Here is a 26,069-nt window from a genome sequence, read left to right on the forward strand (position 1 = left end):
TTTTGCCAGCAAACGGAGATCAGCATGAGCATCCCCGACATCTTCACGCTCCTCGCGCTCGTCCTCTTCGGCGCCGCTTCCGTCGTCGCTGTCATCCATAAGTCGTGGGTCGCCGCGCTGTTCTGCGCTGGGGTGTTCTGCCTCGTTCTCGCGGGCGCCGGTCTCATCGACACCTAGGACTGCTGATCGCCGGGGATTTGGTTCTTCGTAGATTGCTGAGCTATAGCCCGGCGAAGCGGCCCCATCGTCGAGCGCCTGAGATCTGCTCGCACCACGCAACCGCATCGCTCCACCAGAAGCTCAAGAAGCTCCGAATAGTTGGGCAGACCTTCCAGTCGCCCCCGAGTGCCCACGAATTGCATGATGGCGCGGCGAAGACCCCTATCGGTCACTCGTACAGCCAACCGTGAAATCTCGTCGTTGAGCTCCCCCTCTTCCTGTTCCCGCACCATGAAAGAGCGCCGATCTTGCCGCTCGTGCGGATTCATCATGGTGTCCAGATTGTGCGCCGACCGCATCCGGCTGAACACCACGATCAACTCCTCGCACGCTGCGACCGCTGCTTCACGCCGCCGCAGCCGGGCTTGAGCCCGCGCCGCGTACATCTGACCGAGCAGCCCGCCGATCGTCGCGAGCACACCGCCGATGATCACACCAATCAGTTCTGCTGACACGTCTCCACTATCCGCCGCACAGCAGAACACGCCAGCCGAATGAGGCGTTTGCCTCATCAAGAACCCTCCGGCCAGCTACCGGAGGTAGAGGACCCCGAGCCTTCCCGGACCCGGGGTCCTCGCCCATCCGGGAGACCTCATGAATCAGCGCAAGCTCAGCATCTTCGGCGGACCCCGCCAGCTCGGGACGCCTCATGAACGATGAGAACCTCCAAGCTGAGATCGCCCGCCTCCGAGCCGGTGAAGCCGACACCCCGCCCCCCGAGGGCACCACACCAACCCCCGCCCAATGGATCCGCCTTTGGAACGACCTCCCAGCAGAGCAGCGTCTCAAGTGGGCGGAACGCATCCTCGGCAATGCCGAACAGGCAAGCCGTTGTTTCCTCATGAACCACGACGTCGAGATAGAGGAACTTCACGAGCGCCTCGAAGTGGCCTCACGCCGTCTGACGGATGCGCGCCCCAAGCCCACCTCGAAGTCCAAGCGGGCAGCGGTCACGGGTGAACCGCGTATGTTCGCCAACGAGATCCAAGCCATCCTCAACGACTTGGGGCTGACCCACGTCGTCGCGAAGATAAGCGCCACCACACGCCCCGAGCCTGACTCTCACAACGCCATGGTCTTCCTCTCCGACCAGGCCACAGAGGACACCACCAATCAGCTGGTAGGCGCCTTCACGGAACGAGGCTGGGCCGCATCTCCCACCCGCAGCAACACGAAGATCTACGTCTACGTCCGGCGCGTACCGGATGAGATCTCTGCCCCATCCGGGGAGACGCCGTGACCTCCACCTCCGACGATCTCCGCAGTGACGTCGAGACAACACGCGCTGCGATGAACGATCTACTGATCTCGCTTCGGGCAACCGGCTGCATCGAGGACGAATCTGCCGCGTCTGCCTCGGATCACACCTTCCCGACACGGCCATCAACCACCCGGTGCACCCATGACAGTGCCGTTCCGGTCCGCTCGGTCGTTGATGACGCACTCCTCGCCGCACTCTGTCCCGACTGTGGCGAGCAGCTACCCGCAGAGTGGCTCACCTGCGAGCACCTCTACGAATCCGGTGTGGACATCACTGGTCTCGGCGAGATCCCTGGCCGAAGATCCTGCAACGAGTGCGGCGTCACCTACTGGCCACCACCACACCGCCCCTCGACGGACACACACGACGGGGAGGCCAAGCCATGACGACCACCCCCGGCGATCCCTCGACCAAGGGAACCGCCAAGGCCAAAGGAACACGCGGCGGCACACGTGGCGGCAGAGGGCGCTTCGAGCGCAGCCTAGAAACCGCCACTCGGGATGCCGAAGCCGCACGTCTCCGTACCCGTGGTCTCACGTACCGGCAGATCGCTGACGAGCTCGGTATGGCAGGCCCAGGCAAGGCGCACGAAGCCGTTCGCCGAGTGCTCGCGGAGACGACGCAAGAAGCCGCCGACGATCTCCGCATGGTCGAGCTGGAGCGTCTCGACGAGATGTATCAGGCGGCACTGAAGGTGCTGGAGACCGAGCATTACGCCGTTTCACACGGCCGCGTGATCTACCTGGAAGAGGGCGGTCCGCCGCTCACAGACGACGGGCCAGTTCTCGCGGCCATCGACCGCCTGCTGAAGGTTCAGGAGCGACGGGCGAAGCTGCTCGGCCTGGACGCGCCGACGAAGGCCAACGTCACTGTCTCGGACGCGATCACCACAGAAATCGAGCGCCTCGCCGCCCAGCTCGGCATCGCCGACGAGGCGCCGGAGATGTCGGAGACGTAACCCCCCGCGAGGTGCCCATGACCGTTGCGACATTGCCTCGCGGCTGGCAGGACTGGCCGGTGGCTGCGCAAGAGCGACTGCTGGCGGCTCTGCGGAACGCGGCGCTGAACAAGCTGGGCCATCTCAGGCCGCGGTGGGGAACGCCGGGCGAGCTGGCGAAGGCGCTTGACCCCAAGACCAGGCAGACCCCCGCTCTTGACCTGATCGACGCCGAACTGGTCCGGCTGCTCGATACCCCTGATGGCCGGCTGGTCATCTCCATGCCGCCCCAGGAAGGAAAATCCCAGAGGGTCTCCCGCCGGTTCCCTCTCTGGGCCCTCACCCAGCGCCCCGACACCCGCATCGCCATCGCGTCCTACGAGCACGGTGTGGCCCGCCGGTGGGGCCGTGCGATCCGTGACGACATCACCGTCCACGGCGCCGAGCTCGGCCTGACGGTCCGCGATGACCTGTCCGCTCAGCACGAGTGGCAACTCGCCGGCCAAGAGGGCGGCGTTTATGCGGCAGGCATTGGCGGGGCTCTGACTGGCCGCCCGGTTGACCTGATGCTCATTGATGATCCGATCAAGGACCGCGCTCAGGCTGACTCGCCGACCTACCGGGAACGGGCGTGGGACTGGTGGACTGACGTCGCCGCGACCCGCCTTGCCCCCGGCGCTCCCGTGGTCTTGATTCTCACGCGCTGGCACGAAGACGACCTCGCCGGTCGTCTCCTCGCCGCAGAGGACGGCCAGCTGTGGCGGGTCGTGAACATCCCCGCCCAGGCCGACCACGACCCGGCCAAGGGGGAGACAGACCCGCTCGGCCGCGCGCCGGGCGAGTTCATGGTTTCCGCCCGGGGCCGCACCAAGAAGCAGTGGGAAGCCATCAAGGTCCGCTCCGGATCCCGCACTTGGGCGAGCCTCTACCAGGGCCGCCCCGCCCCGGCGGCCGGCGATATCTTCTTGCGCGAGTGGTGGCAGGAGTACCACGGGCAGCGGTGGATCGTCCGCCCTGACGGCTCTCACTGGGTTGCGGGCGCTGATGAGGTTGCCATGTCGTGGGACATGGCGTTCAAAGCCACCGACGGCTCTGACTACGTCGTCGGCCAGGTGTGGGCCAGGTACGGGCTGGAGCTGTTCCTTCTCGACCAGGTCCACGCCCGACTGTCGTTCACCGAGACCTGTGCTGAACTCCGGCAAATGGCCGCGAAGTGGCCGCAAGCGTCCGCGAAGTACGTGGAAGACAAAGCCAACGGCACCGCGGTCATCAACTCGCTGTCCCGCCAGGTGCCCGGCCTGATCCCGGTCGAGCCTGACGGGTCGAAGGAGTCGCGGGCCCGCGCGGTCACCCCGTTCATCGAGGGCGGCTCCGTCTACCTGCCAAGTCCGGAGGTCGCGCCGTGGATCGGCGACTTTCTCCAGGAGCACAGCGGGTTTCCGAACGGCTCCCACGATGACCAGGTGGACGCCTGCACGCAGGCGATCAACCGGATGCTGCTCGCCCCGATCCTGTCCGGCTTGCTGATCATCGATTCCGATGACCTCGATGATGGCCTGGGCGGATACGAGATATCTCCGTATTAGCTGCTTGAGGAGGCGTTGTGGGCTTTGCCGCCTCCCTGCGAGAGTCGTTCACCGCTCCGGTCCGGGAAACCTGGTACCGGGCTACCGGGCGGGCTGAGCAAGCGGAGATCCTTCGGCAGGAACGCGCCACTGTGGAGCACCTGCAGGAGTCGATAGCTGACCTCGAAAACCGGATGAACGAGCCAGGCTGGCAGCACCTGACCTCGATGGCTGACCAGGAGTTCTCCCGTGAGGGGTTGCGGCAGATCACCGCCGTAGTCCGGGTCATGGCCTTGAAGAACACCCTGATCAAGCGGGGTCTCGCGCTGCGCACGGCGTACGTGTGGGGCCAGGGCGTGCAGATCAGCGCGAGGGCCAATGGTAAGCAGCGCAAGGGCAAAGCTGTCCGCGCTGGCCAGGACGTCAACGCGGTCGTACAGGAGTTCCTCGCCGACGACGGCAACCGGCGGACCCTCACGGGCAGCCAAGCGTCCGAGGAGAACGAGCGGGCACTCGGCACCGATGGAAACCTGTTCTTTGCCCTGTTCACCTTGCCGGTGACAGGGAAGGTGCGGGCTCGGTCGATCCCCTGGGATGAGATCGCCGACGTCATCACCAACCCGCGTGACAGCAGCGAGGTCTGGTTCTACAAGCGGGTCTGGTACGAGTCCGCTGCCGATGAGATCCTCGGCGGCTACTCGGCGAACCTGCGCACCGCCTACTATCCGGCGCTCGGCTACCGGCCTGCCCACCGCCCGAAGGCCGTCCCAGGGCAGCTCGGCGGCGACGCCACCATCTACTGGGACGCACCGGTCTACCACGTCAAGGTCGGCGGTCTGAAGGGCTGGAAGTACGGGGTTCCCGACGCGTATGCGGCGATCGACTGGGCTCAGGCGTACAAGGAGTTTTTGACCGACTGGGCAAGGCTGATCAAATCCTTGTCCCGTTTCGCGTGGAAGCTCACCTCGAAGGGCAGCAGGCAGGCCGCGGCCCGGTCCCGCATCGCTGCTGGACCCGCCGCCGACCGGTATTCGGGGGAGCCGCAGCACGCCGGCGCGACCGCACTCATGACGCCCGACATGGCGTTGGAGGCCGTGCCTAAGAGCGGTGCCACGATCGACTCCGACTCGGGTCGGCCGCTCGCCGCGATGGTCGCCGCTGGCCTGGATGTGCCGGTGACGATGTTGCTCGGCGATCCCGGCACCACCGGGGCTCGGGCGACCGCGGAGACGTTGGACACGCCGACTGAGCGCACCATGGAGCTGCGCCGCGGCGTGTGGACCGAGATGTACCGGGCGATCCTCACCTACGTCATCCACGAAGCTGTGCGAGCACCCAAGGGTGCGCTGAAAGGCGCGATCACCCGGGACGAGACCGGTCGTGAAACCGTCACCCTGGACGGCGACACCGAGCAGACCCTGGAAATCTCGTGGCCTGACATCGACGACGTCGACGTCACCGTCCTGGTGAAGGCCATCACTGAAGCAGACGGCCCCCAGTACCTGCCGCCGCTCGTTGTAGCACGTCTCCTACTGGAGGCGTTGGGGGTGGAGGACATCGACGAGATCCTCGACGAATTGACGACAGAGGACGGGGCCTTCATTCCGCCAGGGGAGAGCGCCGGGCAAGCCGCGGTGGACGCATTCCGTAACGGCGGAGATCCGGCGGCGCTCCTCGCGGGCGAATCTCCCGACGAGTTCACCGAGGAACCCGTAGACGAAGAGCTGGAACCAGCCGAGGCGTAGGCGGGGGTGGTCATGCCGATCACCGGGGACACGATTCGCCTGGTTGAGGAGATGCGGCGCGCGGTCGGCTCGATCCTCGCAGAGGTCACCAGATCCCTGGTGCAAGCCTGGGTGAGGGCCTGGGATCAGATGGCCTTAGAGGTCGCCGCGGGCATCACCGAACTCCTCCAAGCGGGGGAGGGGCGGTGGCTGTCGCGGCGGCAGGTCGAGCAGACCGCCCGCGCCATGTCCGCCCTCGACGTCATCGCCGCAGCCCTGACCCGACTCGCTGACCTGGTCCGCGCTCAAACCGTGGCAGGCGCCCAGGACGCGGCCCGTATCGCGTTGGACGGTCAGGGTGACCTGATCGCCTCCCAGCTGCCGTACGGGTCAACGCTCGCCGCAGCAGCCCGCTACCGCAGGCAGCTCCCCGACGCGATCGACGCGATCGTGCGCCGCACCGCCGAGCAGATCAACGCCAAGCACTGGCCACTCGCCGACGAGGCCACCGCGGCGATGAAGCGGGAGTTGATCCGCGGCGTGGTCGTGGGCGACAACCCGCGCACCGCGGCGGCCAGGATGCTCCGCAACCTCGAAGGCGAGTTCAACGGTGGTCTCTCGCGAGCCTTGAACTTGGCCCGCACCGAGATCATCGACAGTCATCGCCGGGCTGCTGAGATCGGCCAGGAAGACCACGCCGCCGTCCTGGACGGCTGGATCTGGCATGCGGAACTTAATTCCAGCCGGGGCAGGACGTGTCCAGCTTGCATCGCCCTGCACGGAACCATGCATCCGCTGTCGGAACCGGGACCGTACGGGCACCAGCAGTGCCGCTGTTCTCGCTCACCCCGGGCCAAGTCGTGGGCGGCGCTCGGCTTCGACATCGACGAGCCTGACGACCACATCCCCACCGGGCCAGAAGTATTCGCCGGACTCCCCAGGGCTGAGCAACTCGCCATCATGGGGCCTCGCCGCCTGGAGCTCCTCGACTCCGGCGCCATCGACTGGGCCGACCTTCCGCAGCTACGCACCACCTCCGGGTGGCGTGACTCCTACGGGGCGAGACCTGTCCGCGACCTGGAACGCATCGCCAAACAACGGCGTACCTGACCTGCCAGAAAACCTCCGCCGCATATCGGCTCACCAGGGAGGGAGTGTCGACATGTACGAGGGTCATAGCCTCGTTGAGGCGTGGGACCTGGTGGAGCGCATCTGGCGCGAGGATCTGCACCCCAGAGCGAAGGACGGAAAGTTCGGGTCGGGCGGGCCGTCACCCAGTGCCGGCGCGGCCAAGCCTTCGGCGTCGGCGAAGACGACCGGCGGTAAGGCTGCCACGCCCACGGCGGCCAAGCCCGCCGCCGCTAAGGCCGCTGCCAGCAAGCCCGCCCCCGCAGCGAAGAAAACTCCTGCGGCGAAGCCGACACCCGTTGCGAAGAAGGCGCCTGCGGTCAAGAAGGCGCCTGCTGTGAAGGCCGCCTCTCCGGCAGCGAAAGACCAGGCGTGGCTGGACAACCACTACAGGGAATGGCGGGGCTCCCTCACCCCAGCGCAGCGTAAGGCTCTTAGCGGCTACCAGGACGCCGACTACGCACTGATGAACGCCGAGCTGCGCAGCAAAGGCAAGAACGGCGTCAAGGACGACAAGTACAGCGCCGACGAGATGGCCCGCGCCGCCCGAGCGAACCGGCAACTCAACGACGCTCTACGTAAGGCTCCGCCGACAACTGAGCCGATGACGGTGCACCGGACGATGACCGCGGCTATGGCTGCTGGTCTCAAGCCGGGCGACGTGATGGGAGACAAGGGCCACGTGTCCACGTCCCTCACGCCGAAGAAGACGTCCAAGGGCGCGACGGTGGAGGTCACCCTCCCTGCTGGCACGAAGGCCGCGGTGGGGGACGGCGGAGAGATGATTCTCCCGGCGTCAGGCAAGTACCGCGTCGTCTCCGTAGAGGACAACAACGGCGTCCCGCATGTGCGGATGGAGTTCGTGCCGCACGGATCCAAGGCCGCATCCAAGGCTGACGCGACTGACTCGGCGCCGAAGACTCCGGCTACGAAGGCGCCGGCAGCGAAGACAGCGGCCAAGAATGCCCCGGATGCTCCGTCTAAGCCGAAAGCCGCCGATTCCAAAGCGGCCCCGAAGCCACCCGAGGCGCCTGAAGCACCAGCACAGGCATCCCCCGGGGAGCCACGCCGGCCCGGCATGCGTGACGCCACCCGCCACACCACGAGCCTTGAGGGCACCGACTGGCTCAACGAGCGGATGGGGTCGCCGAAGAAGAAGCCGTTCACCGCTGCTGATCGGGCAGCGGTGAAAAACTACACCGGCGAAAACTACCGGGCCATCAACTTCGCCCTGCGTAACCCCGACGAAAAGCGCGACCCTGACGTTCAGGCCCGTATCGACGGCATCGACGCGGCCATGGCGAAGTCCGTGGTGCCTGAGGACGTCATCGTGCACCGCGGCGTCGGCGCCGACTACGTGAAGCGGCTCGGCGCTGATACCAAGGACCCTGCCAGCATGCGCGCCCTGATCGGCAAAGTGGCCAGCGAGGACGCCTACGTCTCCACCTCGGCGGGCGGCAAAGCGGTGTTTGATGACAAGCCGGTCCGTCTCATGGTGCGCGTCCCCGAAGGGCATCACGCGATCAACGCGATGCCGATCAGTCGGTACCCGGACGAGCGGGAACTCCTCCTCGACCGCAACACCTCCTGGGTAGTGCACGACGTGTACGAATCCGGCGGCAAATGGCACATGGAAGTCGAAGTCGTCCCCACCGGCTGGCAACCTGACACAGACTGGAAGCCTGACCCGGCCGGTGACGCCGCGGCCGGATACGCGCCTGGCGCCGAATGGGGGATGCCGACCGGTAGCGGCGCTAGCCCGTCCGTCAGTAACGTTGACTTCGGCGACTTGTCTGGTGAGCTCACTGACGCGGACTACGCCGATTACGCCGACTATCTCGCCAGCGGCGGCGATGAGGAGCAGCTCTGATGACGGCAAGGGATGAGCATCCGCGGTGGGGTGACGACGCTCTGAGTGGGCGCGTCACCCATTCCCCGGATATCTACGACTACCAGGCTGCTGGCCCTGTCCGCCGGGCCGTGCTGAACACTCCCGGTGGGCGACTCCTAGGGCATGTGTGGACCGACGACCAGGGCGCCGCCGGGTTCGAGCCCGCCGAGATGGCTGGGCCAGCCGGGCGCAAGGCTGGCAGCGCCGTGTGGGCGATCCACCGCGACGAGTACCGGGCCAAGACGCCCGCCTCCGACCTGCTCAACCCCAAGTTGTACAAGGCCGTCGGTGAGCTGCAGGAGCCGACCACAGAGCAGCCCGACGACTGACCTTCACCGCACCTATCGAAAGCCCCGAGCCGCTACGGCCGGGGCTTTCGCATTTCCGCATGCCTTCGCCTCTGATTGGAGCTGAGCCCGTGGTTGACCGATTCGCGTGGGGCGCGGGCGAGCTCATCCCCGGCGACGACCTCGACGACGACGAGGCGGACGTGCAGGAGGGCCGCCACTCCGCGCCCTGGCGAGAAGACCTCCACCCCCGCCGCGAAGACGGCAAATTCGGCCACGGCGGAGGCTCATCCGCTTCCACCCCCCGCCACGGGGGCGGCACATCCAGCAGCAGGAATGACACCCCCACTGGCGGCACCAGCGGAGGCGCCAAAGCCGACCAGCCGCGAGGCATGCCGGAAAAACTCGCCTCCTCCCGCATCCCCCTCACCGGCGGCGGCACAGTGGTCATTGACCGCCACGCCGACGACAGCTTCTCCATAGGAGATGGGAAGCAGTCGGTCAAGCTCAGCAAAAGCCAAACCTGCAGCCTCCTGTCGACGCTTGACCTCGCTGACGACTGGAACTCCGGCGACGAGGAGACCATCCCCGGTGTCGGCCACGTCAGCAAGGACGGCAAGGACTACACGCTGGCCCTCGACGGTGGCCCAACCATGGAGCTGTCGCGCAGGGACATCAAGAAGATGCATGCGGCGCCTGACCAGCTCGACAAGGCGACCCGTGTAGATAGCGGCAACGGTGATACGGACCTGTTTGCCGCCGACGACAAGAAGATCGGTCTGAGGGTCCTTGGCGACGACGGGCGCCCCATCGAGGCGCTGTTCACTCGCGCCTCCTTCGCCAAGATCGACAGCGCGATCGACAGCATCATCGACGACATCGACTTTCCGGACACCCCTGGAAAGCCCGTCACCCGCAAGGTCGTCGCCACCAACCTCGGCAAAGTCCGCGTCGAGCTCTACGGAAACTGGGGCGGCTCTGAGCCCCGTAACCGACTGGAGATCGAACCACTCGACGGGAGTTGGGCCGCCGTCATCGATGGCCCGCAGCAGAGCAAGTGGGGTGACGCCATGAGCCGCTTCTCAGAAGCCGCCGCCGAAGTCGCCTCATCCCAGCTGAGTGAGCACGTCACCCTCACCGAAGCCGCCGGAGGTCAAGCACCGAAGGGCCGCCGGTTCCGCGCCCGGCTGATCGCCGGGGACGTGCAGGGCAGCAGCGGCTACTACCCGGCGGCGATGCTCCGCCAGCACGCCGGCGTGTTCCGCGCCGGACTGCCGGTGTACCTCGACCACCCCGGCGTCACCGAAGCGTACGAGCGGCCTGAGCGGTCCGTCCGTGACCTCGCCGGGCGCCTCGCCACTCCCGCCACCTACCAGGGCGACGGCCTGTACGCCGACGTCGAGGTGTACCCGCACTGGGCGCCTGTCATTGAGGCCATGGCCGACGACATCGGTATGAGCATCCGAGCCACTGGCACCGTCGAGGCCAGCACCCAGCAGCACATCCGCGGACCGATCGTCACATCGCTGACCGAAGCGACCTCCGTCGACTTCGTGACCACGCCAGGAGCAGGAGGCCGCATCGTGGCACTACTGGAGTCCGCCCGAGCCGCAGGGAACTTGGCCCCGCCGTTCAAGAAGAAAGGCGAGGACGAGGACGAGGAGCCGGAGGACCTCGAAGACGAGGACGACGAAACCAGCGAAGACGACGACGAGGACTCCAAGAAGAAGGACGGGAAGAAGCTGCCGGCCTTCCTCAAGGCGAAGTTCGCGGCCAAGGAGTCCGACCTCGCCGAGGCCGCGACCGTCGGCACCTGGTTCGAGTCCCGCATCCACCTCGGGTTCACCGAGATGGCCGACGAGATGTTCGGCGGCGGTCTCCTCACCCGAGCCGAGCGGATCGGCCTGTCGTCCGCGATCGGTGAGGCCCTCGCCGCGTTCAACAGCCGCGTCGAGGCTGACCATCCGCACCTGTACCAGCGCGACCTTTGGGCGGACCCCGCCAAGGACGCGGACACCACCATCACGAAGGGAGCCCCGATGAGTGAGGGCACCAACAGCGAGCAGGCGCCCCCGGAGCGGGGCGCCAACGTCACCGAAGCGGCTCGCGATACCGCTCTTGCCGAGGCGCTGGCTGAGGCGCAGAGGGCCTCGATCGCGTTCGCCGAGGCGCAGGCCGACGCTGCCCAGCGCATCAAGGTGCTGGAGGAGAAGCTCGCCCAGGGCGACGCCGAGCGGCTGCGTCTGGCCAACGCCCAGACCGCTCGCCTGCGCTGCGAGGAGGCGCTGAAGACCTCCGGTCTGCACGCCGCCTCCTACGCCCGTGTCACCGAGTCGGTCGTGCGGGACCTGCCGACCGATACCACCGGCGCCCTCGACACTGTCAAGCTCGGCGAGGCCATCACCGCGGCCATCAAGGACGAGGCGACCTACGTCGCCGCGCTCGCGGAGGCTTCCGGCGCGGGCATTCCCCGCGGCCTGGGCGCCACCTCCGAGCGTGAACTGTCCGAAGCCGACGTCGACAAGGCGCTCGCCAACGTCTTCACCAGCATCGGCATGCACGAGCCGGCCGCTCTGACGGCTGCGCAGGGAAGGGGCTGACCCAGCATGGCTACCAACATCATCTTCGACGAGGGTGTGCAGCTTCAGCTCGCCGCCACCGACCCGACCACGCCCGTATCGGGCGACCCTGTCCTGGTCGGGCAGCTTCCCGGTGTGGCACTCACCAACGAGGGCAGCGACGGCCTGACCACCATCAAGACCGACGGCGTGGCCACCCTGTCCGTAAAGGGCGTCGACGGCTCCGGCAACTCCACCGTCTCGGCCGGCGACATCATCTACTACGTCACCGGCGACACCCCGAAGCTGTCGAAGAAGGCCACGGGGGTGCGCTTCGGCTACGCCCTTGAGGGTGTCACCAGTGCGGCGACCGCGACCATCCGGGTGAAGATCGGCTACTAGCCCGCCCGGGCGCCCCGTAGCGGGCGCGCCCACTCCTCTTCTTTCAGCCCCCGAGCCACACGGCCGGGGGCTTTCGCATGCCCCGGCGCGGAGCGCCTGAGAGCAAGGAACAACGATGCAGCTCCTCGACCTGATCGAGACCTACAACGCCCAGGACGCCACCGCCGAGCGGCTGTACGCCCGCGAGGGACGCCGGGTCCGCGGCGGACGCAACACCCCCAACTACAAGCAGTCCCTCCTGGAGGCGGCCCGCCTGTACGAGGGCGTCGTCAACGGCCGAATCCCCGGGTGGCGGCTCCAAGAGGCCATGACCACCTCCGACTTCTCCTTCCTGTTCGGTGACATCATCGACCGGCAGATGCTGGCCGCCTACCAGCACACCGCCGTCATGTGGCGCAACGTCGCCCGCCGCGGCGTCGTCCGCGACTTCCGGACCGTCGACAGGTTCACCCTCGATGGCGGTGAGGCGATCCTGTCGGAGGTCAAGCAGGCCACCGAGTACCCGGCCGCGGCCGTGCAGGACGGCCGCTACCAGTACTCGGTCAAGAAGTACGGCAAGCGGCTCCCGTTCAGCTGGGAGTCGTTCATCAACGACGACCTGGGGGCGCTGCGGGACCTGCCGACCCGCCTCGCGAACTCGGCCCGGTTCTCGGAGGAGAAGTTCTTCACGTCCCTGTTCGCGTCCTCGACGGGCCCGAACTCGACGTTCTTCTCCGTCGGCAACGCCAACCTGGTCACCGGTGCGCCCGCCCTGTCCGTTGAGGGCATCACCAGCGGATTCAACACGCTGGCCGCGCAGGTCGACACCGACGGCAACCCGATCTACGTCAACGCGGTGTGGCTCGTGGTCCCGCCCGCGCTGGAGATCACCGCGATGAACATCGTCAACGCCACCGAAATCGTCGCTGCCGACGGCGGCGGCGACGGCACCGGCAACAACCAGCTGAGGGTGACGAACTGGATGCGGAACCGCGTCCAGATCCTCGTCGATCCGTGGCTGCCGATCGTGGACACCACCACCGGCAACAGCGCGTGGTATCTGTTCGCTGACCCGGGTGTGGGCCGGCCCGCGATGGAGATCGGTTTCCTCGCAGGCCATGAAACCCCTGAGCTGTTCATGAAGTCCCCGAACGCCACTCGGGTCGGCGGTGGCCTCATCGACCCGATGGACGGAGACTTCGACACCGACAGCGTGGACCACAAGGTTCGCCACACTTTCGGCGGAACGCTGATGGACCCGAAGAGCGCGGTCGCCTCGCTGGGCACGGCGTGACCGAACGTCCCCTGCCGGGGCCGATCAACGGGACCGAACGGTACCTCGCCGCAATCCACGCACGGCTTGGGGAGGTCCTGGACCGTCTCCCCGAGCCGCCAACCGCACCGCAGGAGCTGGCTCCCGAGGTTGGGCCGGAAACGGTCGAGCTGCGGGAGCCCGCTACCCCGGCCGAAGAGCCCGCAGGCGAGGCGCTGGCAGAACCGGCCACACCTGCCCGAACCAGTACCGCGCGTAAGCGCTCAACCAGGAAGGGCGGCACCTGATGGTTAGCACCGCCAAGGGCGTGGCCGGCGGCCTCGCCACACTCAACGCCTCAGGCCGCATCCCGGCATCACAGAAAATGCTGGTCACCACGGCGACGCTGGACTTCGCGTCCATCGCCGCTGGTGCGGTGGGCACGCTCACCGCCACCGTGACCGGCGCTGCCACTGGCGACTTCGCCATCGCCTCCCCACCCGGCAACCTGACTGCGGGTCTGGTCCACTCCGCGTTCGTCAGCGCGGCGAACACCGTGACGATCCGCATCATCAACGGCACCGCTGGCGCGATCGATCCGGCGTCGGCGACGTGGGGGATCGCAGTCATCCCCGCCGCTTAGGAGGCGACTGTGGCGATCGACTACAGCACCGACGTCGGCCAGGTTCGCCTCCTCATAGCTGACACCGACCCGGCCAGCCAACTGCTGAATGACCCGCAGATCGAGGCTTTCCTCGCGATGGAGGGCTCGGTCAAGCGGGCTGCTGCTCAGGCTCTGGACGTGATCGCCTCGTCCGAGGCGCTCGTGTCCAAGGTCATCTCGATGAACGGTCTGAGCATCGACGGCACGAAAGTCGCCGGAGAGCTCCGATCGAGGGCGTCGGAGCTCCGCCGCCAGCTCGACGACGGTGACGGCGACGACAGCGTCGGCTTCGCGATCGTGGACTTCGACCGGCACACCGGCTATCTCGGCTACGTCCCGTAGAGGGGAGGCCCGGTGTCTCCGCTCGCAGGTCATGGCCCGATCCACGCCCGGTGGTCGCAGCATCACCGACGCACCGCGGTAGGCACCCTGACCGGCACCTGCCGCATCACCCGGCCTGCAGGTGAGGGCACCCTTGACGGCGACGGCGTATGGCATCCGCCCACGTCGACCGTGGTCTACGTCGGGCCGTGCCGTATCACCGCACCCGCCGGCATCAGCAACCCGATCGTCGGGGACCAGCCGACCGGCATGGGTGACTACAAGGTCGCGATCCGCTGGGACACAGCGGAAATCGTGGAGGGCGACGTCGTCGAGGTCCTCACCGCCGCAGACCCGCAACTCCCAGGACGTCTCCTATGGGTGACCGACACGCTGGGCGGCAGCGGCACCGAGCAATGGGAACGCGTTCTGACCGCTACCCAGGACATCACCCATCGGGAGGCGCTATGAGCGATTTCGACTTCACCGAGCTCGCCCGGCTGGAAGTTGTTCTCGATCAGGCCAGCGAACGGGCCGAACGTATGACCCGCCTCGCGGTCAAGAAGACCGGCCTCGACGTCGTGACCGGCGCACAGGCGCTGGTTCCAGTGGACACCGGCAACTTGAAGAACAGCATCGGCGTTGACTTCGACGCCGACGAACTGGGCTTCACCGCCGAGGCGACGGCGAACTACGCCGCGTATGTCGAGCTGGGCACCAGCCGGATGGCCCCTCAGCCTTATCTGGGGCCGGCGTTCGATCGGGCAACGGCGTCGTTCGTGAAGGCCATCGAGTCCATCGGTGGCCGGGTGCTGGAGTGAGCATCGCAGCGGTCAGGCCGCACACTGACGCCGTCGTGGTGCTGCTCGCCGCCGCTGGCGTGCTCGTGGGCCGCGGCAAGGTCCCGGCGGGCGGCGGCTGGGCAAGCAATCCCGGCACCTCGACGTTCACGGGCTACGCGGTCCTGTACCCGTTCGGCGGCACGGATGAGGCGACGTCGTTGGCGCAGACCCACGCCAGCCTCGATTTCCCTTTCCAGCTCACCTGTGTGGGTGCCACGCAGGATCAAGCCGCAGGTGTCATGGATGCGGCCAGGGCTGCTCTGATCGGCGTCACGCCGGCGGTCGTTGGCCGTACGGCTTACCCGGTGTATCCGGTGCCGCTCAGTCGCCCTATCACCCGTGATGACGCTGTAGCGCCGCCGGTCCATTACGGGACCTTGCAGTTCCACTTCAGGTCCGACCCGGCCTGACCGTCCCTTTCTGATTCAGCCCGCCATCGTGCGGGCTTTTTTCGTGCCCTGAGGAGAGCCCGTATGGCTACCTACTCTGCGCAGGCGATCACCGCTGACGGCCTTGTCGCCACCAGCCGGAACGCTGCCTCCGGAGACAAGATCACACCCGACAACAACCTGTTCATCAGGGCTACCAACGCCTCCGGTGCCGAGGTCGACCTCACCATCCCGGCGTACGGCAACACCCGGTACGGGGCCGCCAACGCGGCGAAGGTCATCACGATCGCCGCCGCCGCAACCAAGGTCATCCCGCTGGGCTACCCCGAGTACATCAACCCTGCTGACGGGCTCATCGCCCTGTCCTGGGAGTCGACTGCCTCGGTCACCTTCACGGTCGAGCGGCTCTGACATGGTGCCCCTCATCATCCGCGACCCGTACGGGCGCGAGTTCGAGATCGACCCCAGCGCTCGCCCGTTCTGGGAGCACCACGAGGGCCACCAGGTGATCGGCCCCGCCCCCTCCGCCGACGCCGCGCAGGATCCGCCCGCAGAAAGCGGGCCCGTTCCTGCGCAGTCCGTCGAGGTCATCCACCCCCAGCCGGTCGAACCCGGCGCCACCAAGCCCAGCAAGGCGGCTAAGTCCGCCGACAAGTAACCGCCCGGCGACCGCTGACACGGTCCCGGGCGCGGCCGATCTAACCAGGAGATCGACATGTCCCAGAGTATCTGCTCTGTTCCCGCATGCCCAGAACCGGCTAAGGCTCGTGACTGGTGTCAGACCCACTATCGGCGCTGGCAGAGGGCAGGTGATGTCGGTAAGGCCGAAACCGGTCCTCGTGTCCGTAAGCCCTGCGCCGTAGAGGAATGCGAGAGCCTGTCGCGCGCCAACGGCTTCTGCACCATGCACCTCAAACGGTGGAAGAAGACCGGCGACCCCGGCCCCGCCGGGACGATCCGGATCCGTCAAATCTGCGCGGTGCCGAAGTGCGAGCGGCCTGCGGTCGGTGGCGGCCACTGCCTCATGCACTACAAGCGGATCCGTCGCTCCGGCACTACTGAGGGCTTCACCCTTGAGCGCCGATTCTTCGACCACATCACGCACGAGGACAAGCGTGGCTGCTGGGCCTGGGACACCCTGCACCCAGAGTCCGGCTATGGCCAGTTCGGCGGAGGCAATGCTCACCGCTGGTCATATGAGTTCTTCGTCTGCGAGATCCCTGAGAGTCTCCAACTCGACCACCTGTGCCGGAATCGCGGCTGCGTGAATCCGTGGCATCTCGACCCGGTGCCGTTGGTGGTCAACGTCATGCGTGGCGTCGGACCAGGTGCGATCAACGCGCGGAAGACGCATTGCTTGCGAGGCCACGAGTTCACGGAAGGCAACACGTACCGCGCCCCTGGTAACCCGAGCACGCGTCATTGCCGCGCATGCATAGCTATCCGCGCTCGGCGTAGCTGCGCCAGGTAGCCGATAGCCGCCACTCGGCGGCTTCTCTCTCCAGGACCAGGCCCTTGCCGTGGGGTCCTGACTTTTTCCCACCCAGTCCTGAACCAGCGCTGCCTATGCATGCGCTCCATAGTTGAAAGGAAGCGCAAAGTGAAAAGGCTTTCTGACGGAAACACCAAGGCCACCTTCGCGCCGGCTGTGGCCAGCCTGTCCGCGCCGACCGTGGCGGAGCTGACGGCGGTCGGCATCGTCGCCTGCGAGGAGCACATCACCGCTGACGGCCTGAACATCGGCATCGAGCAGGGTGCGGTCACCGGCGACACCCTCGCCTCCACGCAGACGTTCGAAGGGCCGGGCCGCACCAAGGCCGGGATCGAGCTGACGTTCTTCCGTGACACCGAGACCAGTGGCGACCGCATGTGGTCGGTCATGACCAACGGCACGCAGGGCTACTTCGTGGTCCGTCGTGGCGTTGCCTATGACACCCCGTACGCCGCCGGGCAGAAAATCGCGATCTACACGGTGACGTGTGGCGAGCCGTCCGAGCTGGCGCCGGAGGCGGAAGCCTACGACAAGGCCACGGTCAAGCTGTTCCCGTCCGGCCGGTACCTGCGAGAGGCGACGGTGGCGGCCTGATGGCGACCAAGACATCCGCAATCGCGGACATCATCGGGTCGATCAAGAGGCCCGAGAAGACCGTCCCCATCTGCCTCGCAGGTGACTTGCAGGCCGAGTTCGAGTCTCTGGAGCGAGACCTCGCAATCGCTAGGGAGAAGCCCGCCGACGCTGGAACCCTGGCCGGCGGTTCGGACCCGATGGCGACTGCGATTGCCCAGCAGATTCAGGAGCTGCGGGCGAAGATGCGGGAGCACACCGCCGTGTTCCGCTTTCAGGGCCTGTCGTCCAAGGTGTACTCAGACCTGGTTGCCCAGCACCCGCCGAAGGAAGAGAGCAAGCGCGGCGACGTCGACTGGGACAGTTTCTCTGTCGCCCTGGTGGCGACATGCGCGGTCGAGCCGAAGATGAGCGTGGAAGAGGCCGGGCAGCTCGCTGACGCGCTCACACAGGCACAGTGGGACGCCCTGTTCACCGCCGCGTTCGAGGTGAACAAGGCGGACATCGACGTCCCTTTCTCGTTCGCCGCATCCGCAGTTCTCAGCGGCTCCAAGAAGAACTCTCGGTAGCTCACGTCATGGGGGTGCCCCGGTCGAAACTCCTCGGCCGGGTACCCGCCATGACGACGATCTACCATCGGGGCGAGCAGGAACGAGTCACCCACTCCGAAACCATGTCGGAACCGGAGTGGACTGACGAGGACGTCGCCTGGCACATGGCTTACCTGCGGTGGAAAGCCGACCAGTGCCACAACTGCGGACTGCAGCTTTCAGAGACAACAGAGATGCGCGACGGGGAACCGGTCCGCTCGTACATCGTGCCGAACCCCTCCCGCTGCCATGCATGCACGGCGCTGGCGCGGGCGCAGGAAAAACACTCCAAGTACAAGACGGAGCACCCGCAAGCGTTGTTCTGGTTCGCGGTCGAGGACGACTAGCGGGTCAGTTGATTGCTCCGGTTAATGCTCCGCCGACCAGGCTGATGAGCACGATGACCCCAACCACGATCAGGAGCGGCAGGAGCACGTTCTTGAACGTCTTACGGAAGCCGGTCGCCCACTCGTCGAAATCGCGCGGGTCGTCCGGTCCGCCTTCCATGTCTTCAACTCTGCGGAACACGGTCACCCCTTCCGGGTGGAGCGGATGGCCAGCCGGATGACCAGGTAAAGCAGGCCAAAGAAGATCAATAGGCCGAGGCCGATGACGCCAAGCTCATTGGGGCCGATGTTGCTCACGCGGGGTCTCCTCGCGTTGTCGATGAATCCCCCGATCCGCTCGCGATGATGACAGCCCCCAACGGGCCGTGCCGCCATAACCACTTAAATCGTGACCTGACGGGTGGTGAGTGCGTTGGCCGACCGGTCAGTAAGCATTAACTTGCGGGCTCGCGTCGCGGGTTTTGTCGCCGGGATGGAGCAGGCGAAGAGGGAGACGACCGACCTCGGCCGGAAGATGACCGAGACCGGTGCGAGCGCGGACCGGATGCGTAGGCGCCTGGAAGCAGCGACCAAGGCGCTCCCGAAGATCGAGATCGACGCGGACAGTTCGCCCGCTGAGATCAAGTTTGCAGAGCTCCGCAAGCAGCTGGAATCGCTCGCCGACAAAAAGGTCGGCATCGATATCAATGCTGATGCCGCTCGGGCTGAGCTGGCGCAGATCGAGCGGGAGCTGGAGCAGCTTCAGCGCAACGAAGCCAACATCAACGTGCGGGCGGACATCGGCACTGCCCTGGCTGAGCTGCGGGCGATCGACGGCGAGGTGTCCAAGGTCGACGGACGTACGGCCAGTGTGAATGTCAACGCTGACGTCGGCGGGGCGCTCGCCGGGATCGCAATGGTTGGCGCGGCTCTGGCGGCTCTGCCCGCAGTGACGACGGTCGCCGTAGGCGTGACCGCGCTCGGGTCGGCGTTCGCCGCTGCGGGTCTTGGGGCTGCTGGCTTCGCCGCGGTGGCGGTGCCCAGCTTGACCCGGATCAATGACGCGTTGAAGGCGCAGGAGACGGCCGCGAAGGGTGCGGGCGGGGCGACGGGCGGGGCTGGCCAGTCCGCTGCTCAGGCGGCGATTCAGGCTCTTCAGTTGGAGCAGGCCGAGAAGCGGCTCGCGGACGCCCAGAAAGACGAGCGTCAGGCGCAGGAGGACCTGACTCGTGCCCGGGAGGCCGGTAGGCGCGCGCTCGAAGACATGAACTTCTCCCTTGAGCGCAGCATCCTCAGCCAGAAGGACGCGTCGCTCGCGGTCCGTGAAGCCGAGGCTCGACTGGCCGAGTTGCAGGCCGACCCAGACGCGTCCGCCCTTGACGTCGAGCGCGCGATGCTCAGCGTTGAGCAGGCGCATCAGCGGGCCCGTGAGCAGGAGGTCAAGACCCAGCGGGCCAAGAAGGACACCACGGCGGCGAACAAGGCCGGCGTCCAAGGGACGAAGGAATACCAGCGCGGCCTGGACGACCTGGAGCAGGCGCAAGACAAGGTTGCCCAAGCGGAGATGCAGCTCAAGCAGCTGCATCTGCAGCAGAAGGCTGCCATGTCGTCTGCTGGTGGCGGCGGTGGTGCGGGTGGCCTCACTGACGCGTTCGCCAAGCTCAGCAAGCAGGAGAAGGTGCTCGCGGAGGACATCAAGCACTTCAAGGACGCTTACCTGGACTGGCAGCGCAGCGTTCAGCCGGACGTGCTGCCGGTCATCTCCCAGGGGCTTGGCCTCATGGAGAAGACTCTGCCGAAGTTGACGCCGCTGGTGAAGAGCGCTTCGGGGGCGTTTTCGATCCTGCTGGACGATGCCGAGAAAGCCCTTGCGGGCGATTTCTGGAACACGTTCCTGTTCAACGTCAACACCTACATGCCCGAGGCGATCATCGGGCTTGGCCGGTCCTTCGGCAACATCGTCACTGGCATCGCCGGGATCATGGATGCTTTCCTGCCGTTCACGCCCACGATCGTCGGCGGGGTCGAGGGCGCGACGAAGGCATTCTCCGAGTGGGGGCAGCAGCTCAAGGACTCACCCGAGTTTGCCGAGTTCATCGCCTTCGTCAAGGAGAACGCACCCAAAGTCTGGGAGCTGATCAAGAACATTGCTTCGGCTGGCAAGAACATTGTCGAAGCCCTGGCACCGCTGGGTGTCGGATCCCTGGCCGGACTTAACCTTCTCGCTGAGATCGTCGCCGGGATGGATCCTGAGCACATCCAGGCCATCGCTCTCGGCCTGATCGCGATCAAGACCGCACATGCCGGACTCAGCGCTGTCTCTCACTGGAAGAACCTCGCCGAGAACGTCGGCCTGGTCGGGAATGCCGCAACCGGCGCCAAGGGCAAAGTCGCCAGCCTGGTCAAGGTTGCGGCCGGTGTCGGTGTAGCTCTTGGTGCTCTCGCCGGTGCGGATGCCCTAGCGCGGGACCTGTCTGGAGCTGACGTCGAGGTGGACAAGCTCGTCGACGACTTGGACAAGCTCGGCAAGACCGGTGCGTTCAGCGGCGATCTACTCAACCAGTGGCAGGGAGTTTTTGACGGCGCCGAGGATGCTCCGAGGAAACTTGCCGACGCGATCCGGGAGATCAACGACCCGACGATTTGGGAGTGGACCGTCGCTCATCCGATCGACTGGATGGCCGACCAACTGCCCTTCATGAGTGGCAACTTCCAGATGATGTCCGAGCGGGTCGGCCTTGTAGACCAAGCGCTCGCGCAGATGGTCAGCGGAGGCAACGCAGCCGGGGCGCAGGCCGCCTTCCAGCGGATCGCTGAAGAAGCAGGTAAGTCAGGAACAAAGGTCGACGATCTCAAGAAGCTCTTCCCTGAGTACGCCAGTGCTGTCGCAGGCGCCAAGCAGCCGACGACAGATACGGCTACCGCGATCGATCAGGCCAAACAGAAGATGGATGGCCTGCAGAGCTCCCTCGACACGTTCGCCGGCCGAACCGATGCACTGCAGGCCATCCGGAACATGGAGACCGCTTACAAGGACGCGGCGACGGCGATCGAGGCGAGCAATGGCAAGCTGGACTTCAACGCGCAGATGACTGACAAGCAACGCGATGCTGTGATTTTGGCGCGTGAGGCATTCGGCGGCTACCTGGAGAAGGTTGATACTGGAGCGCAGGCGCAGGAGAAGCTCACCGGCCGCACTGGAGACGCCACGATCAAGGTGGCTGAGCAACTCCCGAAGCTCATGGAACTGGCCGGCAAGTCCTCAGAGGCCAAAGAGCAGGTGTACGCGCTGGCCGAGAAGTTTGGCATCTCCCGGGAGATGGCGGACAAAGCGGCTACCGGCTCGAAGAACTTCAAGGATGAGCTGGCCAAGCTCAAGGACAAGCAAGTCAAGATCGAACTGGATACCAAGGCTGCGCTGGACAAGGCGTACGCCTTCGCGAAGCAACTCCTCGGCATCAAGCTGGAACTTCCCATCGGCATTAGGGCGCCGGCAGCGCCGAGGGCGTACGGCGGTATCTACAACACTGACGGCCGCCAGTACATGGCCTCAGGCGGCATTCGGTCTCTGGGGTCGAATCCCGCAGCGATGATCGCCAGTTCCCCGTACATGATTTCCGGCCGGTCTGGGCCTGACGTCGTGTTCGGCGAGGCCGGCATGGAGGCATATATTCCGCTGTCCTCTGGGAAGCGTGACCGTGGCCTGCAGATCCTGCAGGAGGCTGCGGGCATCATGGGGATGGCCGTGGTGCCCGAGCACATCGGCGTCAACACGGCTGGCGGGTCTACGACGGGCGGCGGAGGCGTACCCATGCCGGGGGCGGCGTCGGTCACGGTCACTGGTATCGACGCTCTGCGGTCCAGCCTGGATATGACGGCGCTTGGCCTGACCGGCTCTCTCGGCGCGGCCACGTCCACGCTGGATGCGGCGCTCGGTGAGGCGGGCACGCTGACGGGTGCGGTCGATGGTCTCGGTGAGGCGGCGATCGGCTGGGGTGAGGTCATCGCCGTGCAGGTGCCTCCACTGACGGATGCGGTGACCTTGCTGGGTGAGGCGATCTCCGCCGCAGCATCCGCCGCCGACGCCAAGGGTGATGCCGGGTCCAAGGGCGACGAGCGCAGCCCCCGCGGTGGGAGCTCATCCAAGGGGTCGACCGGATCCAAGGGCGATGAGCGCTCGCCCCGCGGCGGGACGGCGCTGTCTGCGGTCAGGAGCACGCAAGCGTTGAAGCAGCCGCCGCCGACTGAGATCAAGGGGGCAGCCAGGGGTACGGCTGGTGTGGCGTTGCCGGGCGGCTCCACGAACTGGAGTCGCGTGTCCAGGCCAGTGCAGTCGTCGTCGTGGGCTCCGTCTGGCCCCAGCCAAGCGCCTGCCGCCCAGCCCGGTTCGGGCGGTTCGTCTGGCGGTGCGTCCGGTGGTGGCCCGCTGGTCGCGCTCAACGGCATGACGGTTCGCTCCGAAGCCGACATTGATCAGTTCGCGGCTCAGGTCGCGATGCGTATTTCAGGGCGCGGCTAACCGCCCCTTCACGAGCAGGAGGGGCGGTTTCGCCATGCCTTGGGATCCCGATGTCGATGGCCCGTTCGGGGCGTGGCTACGCGGCGGTGCTCCGCTCGGCGAGGGCCACACCGCGGACGTGGTTGTGGGTGATCGCACGTGGGTGACCCGCGACCAGGTGGTGGAGGGCCGAACCGAGGACGGCACCCGCTGGCAGCGGCGTCGTGACCAGCTCGGCAACGACGTCATCCGTGAAACCGCCCGCGGGCGTGAACGCCAGCACGTCAACATCAACTTGCCTTAGGAGACGCTGTGGCGCTCACGCGTGATGCCGTGTTCGTGGACCCTCAGGTCCAGCTGCACAACGGCAACCTCACCCTCGACCTGGGAGACACCACCCCGGGAGTGTTCGTGGGGGCTTTGTGGACAGGGTCGGTGACCCCGAACTTTTCCCAGACCTCCCCGGCCTATGGGGCGGCTCCATGGGACGCCGGGGAGTCCTCTGGGCCTGGCTACTCGGCGGGCGGCCAGGCCATCGAGGTGGTGTCGTTCGCCGAGCTGGTGAGCACGCCCGGCAAGTCGGGGTGGCTGATCAACCCGCTGGAGTGGACGGAAACCACCCTCACCGCTGAAGGGCTGCTGATCTACCGGGCCAGCGACGATCTGGCTCTGCTACTGCGTTACTTCGGCCAGCAGTACACCACCGCCGACGGAGTATTTTCAATCACTCCACATACGGATGGGATTTGGCGTCGAGCCCACCTGGGGCAGGTCGCCTAGTGACATACGGAAGGCCCGGAGGGATGTCCTCCGGGCCTTTGCATGCACCCCTCTTTTCGTCTTTTCGACCCCGCCAGCGTGCGGGGTTTTCGCATGTAAGGGGGCCGATTGTGGCCAAGGCTGGATACAGCGTCGTTACCGGCGCCGCCGTTTCTCTCGTCGCGAGTACCGCTAAGAGCGTGCTCGGCATCAAGTCAGGGGAGGCGTTCGGCCTCGACCTGAAGAAGGTGTGGTGGGGGTTCACCGGTGTGGATGCCACGGACGCCTCCGTCGTCTGCGAGCTGTGCTACTGCACGTGGGCCACCAACGCGCCCGGCACCAACTCCACCTCCGTGACCCCAGCTCAGGTGTACGGGCGAACCATTGCGCACGGCGTCACGGCCGCCCGGAACTGGACGACGGAGCCGACCGTGCTGACCGTCATCGGGGAGATCCCACTGTCGCCGAACGGCGGCGTCCTCATGTACGACATCCCGCTGGGAGACACCCCTGACTGCGCCCCCGACCATGGGTTCGTGCTGCGCTTCACCGCCGTTGACACGGTCAGTGTGAGGGCGACCATGTTTTTCGAGCGGGCATAGGTGCCTGCCGCATTGCGGGCGGTGGCGACGGGCACCCTCAATGCCACCGGCTCAGGCAACATCACCAAACCGGCGGGCACGGCGGCAGACGACATCCTGATCGCGTTCCACAGCACGGACGAGGGCACGCTGGCCAATATGGGCACCCCTACCGGGGGCGCCACCTGGCAGTCACTGGCTACCCGCGGCAGCGGCGGCAGCTTCGACCTACGAAGCAAAGTGTGGTGGAAAGTCGCAGGCGGCTCCGAGCCGGCGGACTACACCTTCACGCAAAACTCGGCCGGTCGAGGATGTGTGGCGATCGCGGCCATTGTCGGAGCGGACATCACGACGCCGGTGGTTGCGCAGACCGGCAACGACGCCTTCTCCGCGACCGCCCCCACCCCGGGCATTACCCCGGCAGGATCCAGCGACCTGGAGCTGCGGTGGGCTGCCGCCTACCCCGACTTTGAGGCCGGCACCTGGACGCCGCCGCCGGGGTACAGCGAGGAAAGCGACCAGCAGGCCGGTGGAAACACCATGGCGTCCCTGGCGGTCAAGGCTCTCACCTCGAACGTGGCGACGGGCACAGTCAACTTCACCGCCAGTTTGACGGTCGGTTACCGGCACGGGATCACCGTCGCCGTCGCCTCCCTCCCGGCCCCTGCAGGGCGCCGCCCTGTGCTGTCCACCGCTGCTGTCCACCGCGCCGCGTCCTGGTAAGAGAGGCGGTGGCCGGTGGCTCGCCTAGGCCGCACCAGACCAAACCGCCCGATCGTCGTCAAGGGCCGCTACACGCTGCAGGTCAACCTGCATCTGCTCGCGTTCGAGACCGCAGACGAGTTCCCGCCGCTGCAGGTGGTCACCCCGAACGCGAACTTGTACCTGGCAGCGTTCGAGACCTCAGACGAGTTCCCGCCGCTGACCTTGGCCTATGGGCAGAACTTCACCCTGGCGGCGTTCGAAACCGAAGATGAGTTCCCGACTCTCGTAGCCGCTGTGCCACCTTTGCCCGGCGACCAGATCACCCAGCCGGGACAGGTCGAGTGGGCTCTCACCACCCTGTGGGGAGCTGGCACAGACATCGGGGTGCTGGTGCCGGTCGACGGGTGGCGGAGTCTGCCGGGCGTCGACAACCTCAACGTGTCCAGACCCGCCCAGCACGGGGCGTGGGACGGGCGGAAACTCGCCCAGCAGCGCCTGGTCACGATCCGCCTGCAACCCAACTCGGCCACGGATCCGACGCTGATCGATGACCTGCTGACGCAGATCGACGCCGTCACCGGCCTCCCCGAGGACGAAACACCGCTGCCGCTGGTCATCCGCGGGCACGGGGATCCGCAGCTTGCGTACGGCCAGGTCATTGACCGCGCCGTGTCCATGGACGGCGACTACAACGCAGGTCTGCCGACGGTGTCGGTGCTGATCGCGTGCGCGGACCCGCGCCGCTACGCCCTGGCACGCACGGGTGTGGATGTCCCGGTCGGGGTCGTCACAGCCTTGGCCAACGCGGGCAACATCTCAACCCACCCAGTCATCAGGCTGGACGGGCCGGCCACGAACCCGACCTTGGCGAACTCCGCGACGGGCCGCACCCTGGCGTTCTCGCTGACCCTCGCCGACGGGGAACGGCTGCTGATCGAGACGGCGGACGGTAACGCGACCGTGGGCGGCGTCAGCGTCATGTCCACCCTGACCGGCGCCTCAGCCCCAGTGAGCGATTTCGTGCTGGCGCGAGGCAGCAACCCGATCACCTACACCACCGGCTCTGGCGGCGGCCGAGGGGCCGTCTTCCTGTACCGGGACGCCTGGATCTGACCTGCGACGACCC

General features: G+C 66.5%; 29 protein-coding genes. 27 read left to right on the forward strand and 2 right to left on the reverse strand.

Features of this window, described 5'->3' with window-relative positions:
* The first annotated feature begins 24 nt into the window (after nucleotides 1-24).
* Nucleotides 25-177, forward strand: coding sequence for a hypothetical protein (locus OG884_RS18760; RefSeq protein ID WP_326642906.1), 153 nt, complete (start codon nucleotides 25-27; stop codon nucleotides 175-177).
* Here the strand turns inward: OG884_RS18760 and OG884_RS18765 are convergent.
* Entirely contained in the window at nucleotides 174-674 is a 501-nt protein-coding gene (locus OG884_RS18765; protein WP_326642904.1) for a hypothetical protein, read from the reverse strand. The genes OG884_RS18760 and OG884_RS18765 overlap by 4 nt on opposite strands.
* 194 nt (nucleotides 675-868) lie before the next feature.
* Here OG884_RS18765 and OG884_RS18770 point away from each other — a divergent pair, with 194 nt between their 5' ends.
* The 20 genes from OG884_RS18770 to OG884_RS18865 all read left to right on the forward strand — a co-directional run bounded on the left by OG884_RS18770 (nucleotide 869) and on the right by OG884_RS18865 (nucleotide 18,421).
* On the forward strand, nucleotides 869-1,459 hold the full coding sequence (locus OG884_RS18770) for a hypothetical protein (RefSeq protein ID WP_326642902.1): 591 nt from the start codon (nucleotides 869-871) through the stop codon (nucleotides 1,457-1,459).
* A 403-nt stretch (nucleotides 1,460-1,862) separates the two neighbouring features.
* Complete coding sequence (locus tag OG884_RS18775; protein WP_326642900.1) at nucleotides 1,863-2,438, forward strand: hypothetical protein; 576 nt, start codon at nucleotides 1,863-1,865, stop codon at nucleotides 2,436-2,438.
* 17 nt (nucleotides 2,439-2,455) lie between these two features.
* Complete coding sequence (gene terL / locus OG884_RS18780; protein ID WP_326642898.1) at nucleotides 2,456-4,003, forward strand: phage terminase large subunit; 1,548 nt, start codon at nucleotides 2,456-2,458, stop codon at nucleotides 4,001-4,003.
* A gap of 17 nt (nucleotides 4,004-4,020) precedes the next feature.
* Entirely contained in the window at nucleotides 4,021-5,727 is a 1,707-nt protein-coding gene (locus OG884_RS18785) for a hypothetical protein (RefSeq protein ID WP_326646673.1), read from the forward strand.
* A gap of 12 nt (nucleotides 5,728-5,739) precedes the next feature.
* Nucleotides 5,740-6,816 carry a hypothetical protein gene (locus tag OG884_RS18790; protein WP_326646674.1) on the forward strand — a complete coding sequence of 359 codons (1,077 nt, stop codon included), beginning with the start codon at nucleotides 5,740-5,742 and terminating at the stop codon, nucleotides 6,814-6,816.
* A gap of 52 nt (nucleotides 6,817-6,868) precedes the next feature.
* The gene (locus OG884_RS18795) at nucleotides 6,869-8,704 is read left to right on the forward strand and encodes an ADP-ribosyltransferase (RefSeq protein ID WP_326646675.1); all 1,836 of its coding nucleotides are present in this window, start codon (nucleotides 6,869-6,871) and stop codon (nucleotides 8,702-8,704) included.
* The gene (locus tag OG884_RS18800; protein ID WP_326646676.1) at nucleotides 8,704-9,054 is read left to right on the forward strand and encodes a hypothetical protein; all 351 of its coding nucleotides are present in this window, start codon (nucleotides 8,704-8,706) and stop codon (nucleotides 9,052-9,054) included. The genes OG884_RS18795 and OG884_RS18800 overlap by 1 nt, the downstream gene beginning before the upstream one ends.
* Before the next feature lie 89 nt (nucleotides 9,055-9,143).
* Nucleotides 9,144-11,612, forward strand: coding sequence for a hypothetical protein (locus OG884_RS18805; protein WP_326646677.1), 2,469 nt, complete (start codon nucleotides 9,144-9,146; stop codon nucleotides 11,610-11,612).
* Nucleotides 11,613-11,618: 6 nt separating this feature from the next.
* A complete protein-coding gene (locus OG884_RS18810; RefSeq protein WP_326642884.1) occupies nucleotides 11,619-11,972 on the forward strand; it encodes a DUF2190 family protein in 354 nt (117 codons plus the stop codon).
* Between the two features lie 115 nt (nucleotides 11,973-12,087).
* Nucleotides 12,088-13,245, forward strand: coding sequence for a phage major capsid protein (locus OG884_RS18815; protein WP_326646678.1), 1,158 nt, complete (start codon nucleotides 12,088-12,090; stop codon nucleotides 13,243-13,245).
* 265 nt (nucleotides 13,246-13,510) lie between these two features.
* Entirely contained in the window at nucleotides 13,511-13,846 is a 336-nt protein-coding gene (locus OG884_RS18820) for a hypothetical protein (protein WP_326646679.1), read from the forward strand.
* Between the two features lie 9 nt (nucleotides 13,847-13,855).
* On the forward strand, nucleotides 13,856-14,209 hold the full coding sequence (locus OG884_RS18825; RefSeq protein WP_326646680.1) for a hypothetical protein: 354 nt from the start codon (nucleotides 13,856-13,858) through the stop codon (nucleotides 14,207-14,209).
* A 12-nt stretch (nucleotides 14,210-14,221) separates the two neighbouring features.
* Nucleotides 14,222-14,659, forward strand: coding sequence for a DUF6093 family protein (locus OG884_RS18830; RefSeq protein WP_326646681.1), 438 nt, complete (start codon nucleotides 14,222-14,224; stop codon nucleotides 14,657-14,659).
* Complete coding sequence (locus OG884_RS18835) at nucleotides 14,656-15,009, forward strand: HK97-gp10 family putative phage morphogenesis protein (protein WP_326646682.1); 354 nt, start codon at nucleotides 14,656-14,658, stop codon at nucleotides 15,007-15,009. Before OG884_RS18830 ends, OG884_RS18835 begins: the two co-directional genes overlap by 4 nt.
* 35 nt (nucleotides 15,010-15,044) lie before the next feature.
* The gene (locus tag OG884_RS18840) at nucleotides 15,045-15,440 is read left to right on the forward strand and encodes a hypothetical protein (protein ID WP_326646683.1); all 396 of its coding nucleotides are present in this window, start codon (nucleotides 15,045-15,047) and stop codon (nucleotides 15,438-15,440) included.
* A gap of 63 nt (nucleotides 15,441-15,503) precedes the next feature.
* A complete protein-coding gene (locus tag OG884_RS18845; RefSeq protein WP_326646684.1) occupies nucleotides 15,504-15,830 on the forward strand; it encodes a hypothetical protein in 327 nt (108 codons plus the stop codon).
* Nucleotide 15,831: 1 nt separating this feature from the next.
* Nucleotides 15,832-16,077: a hypothetical protein gene (locus tag OG884_RS18850; protein WP_326646685.1), complete on the forward strand. Its 246-nt coding sequence runs from the start codon at nucleotides 15,832-15,834 to the stop codon at nucleotides 16,075-16,077.
* 942 nt (nucleotides 16,078-17,019) lie between these two features.
* A complete protein-coding gene (locus tag OG884_RS18855) occupies nucleotides 17,020-17,505 on the forward strand; it encodes a phage tail tube protein (RefSeq protein ID WP_326646686.1) in 486 nt (161 codons plus the stop codon).
* Nucleotides 17,505-18,053 (forward strand): hypothetical protein, encoded by a 549-nt coding sequence (locus tag OG884_RS18860; RefSeq protein ID WP_326646687.1) that lies wholly within the window; start codon nucleotides 17,505-17,507, stop codon nucleotides 18,051-18,053. The genes OG884_RS18855 and OG884_RS18860 overlap by 1 nt, the downstream gene beginning before the upstream one ends.
* A 50-nt stretch (nucleotides 18,054-18,103) precedes the next feature.
* The gene (locus OG884_RS18865; RefSeq protein ID WP_326646688.1) at nucleotides 18,104-18,421 is read left to right on the forward strand and encodes a hypothetical protein; all 318 of its coding nucleotides are present in this window, start codon (nucleotides 18,104-18,106) and stop codon (nucleotides 18,419-18,421) included.
* A 4-nt stretch (nucleotides 18,422-18,425) separates the two neighbouring features.
* On the opposite strand, the gene OG884_RS18870 is transcribed toward OG884_RS18865, so the two are convergent.
* A complete protein-coding gene (locus OG884_RS18870; RefSeq protein WP_326646689.1) occupies nucleotides 18,426-18,581 on the reverse strand; it encodes a hypothetical protein in 156 nt (51 codons plus the stop codon).
* A 312-nt stretch (nucleotides 18,582-18,893) separates the two neighbouring features.
* Here OG884_RS18870 and OG884_RS18875 point away from each other — a divergent pair, with 312 nt between their 5' ends.
* The 6 genes from OG884_RS18875 to OG884_RS18900 all read left to right on the forward strand — a co-directional run bounded on the left by OG884_RS18875 (nucleotide 18,894) and on the right by OG884_RS18900 (nucleotide 26,056).
* The gene (locus OG884_RS18875; RefSeq protein WP_326646690.1) at nucleotides 18,894-22,919 is read left to right on the forward strand and encodes a hypothetical protein; all 4,026 of its coding nucleotides are present in this window, start codon (nucleotides 18,894-18,896) and stop codon (nucleotides 22,917-22,919) included.
* A 34-nt stretch (nucleotides 22,920-22,953) separates the two neighbouring features.
* Nucleotides 22,954-23,202, forward strand: a complete 249-nt coding sequence (locus OG884_RS18880) for a hypothetical protein (protein ID WP_326646691.1) — start codon at nucleotides 22,954-22,956, stop codon at nucleotides 23,200-23,202.
* 8 nt (nucleotides 23,203-23,210) lie between these two features.
* Nucleotides 23,211-23,678 (forward strand): hypothetical protein, encoded by a 468-nt coding sequence (locus tag OG884_RS18885; RefSeq protein WP_326642855.1) that lies wholly within the window; start codon nucleotides 23,211-23,213, stop codon nucleotides 23,676-23,678.
* A gap of 110 nt (nucleotides 23,679-23,788) precedes the next feature.
* Nucleotides 23,789-24,259, forward strand: a complete 471-nt coding sequence (locus OG884_RS18890; RefSeq protein WP_326646692.1) for a hypothetical protein — start codon at nucleotides 23,789-23,791, stop codon at nucleotides 24,257-24,259.
* Nucleotides 24,260-24,961: a hypothetical protein gene (locus tag OG884_RS18895; protein WP_326646693.1), complete on the forward strand. Its 702-nt coding sequence runs from the start codon at nucleotides 24,260-24,262 to the stop codon at nucleotides 24,959-24,961.
* A 15-nt stretch (nucleotides 24,962-24,976) separates the two neighbouring features.
* The gene (locus OG884_RS18900; RefSeq protein WP_326646694.1) at nucleotides 24,977-26,056 is read left to right on the forward strand and encodes a phage distal tail protein; all 1,080 of its coding nucleotides are present in this window, start codon (nucleotides 24,977-24,979) and stop codon (nucleotides 26,054-26,056) included.
* Nucleotides 26,057-26,069 lie beyond the last annotated feature (13 nt).

This window comes from Streptosporangium sp. NBC_01755, assembly GCF_035917995.1.
GTDB lineage: Bacteria > Actinomycetota > Actinomycetes > Streptosporangiales > Streptosporangiaceae > Streptosporangium.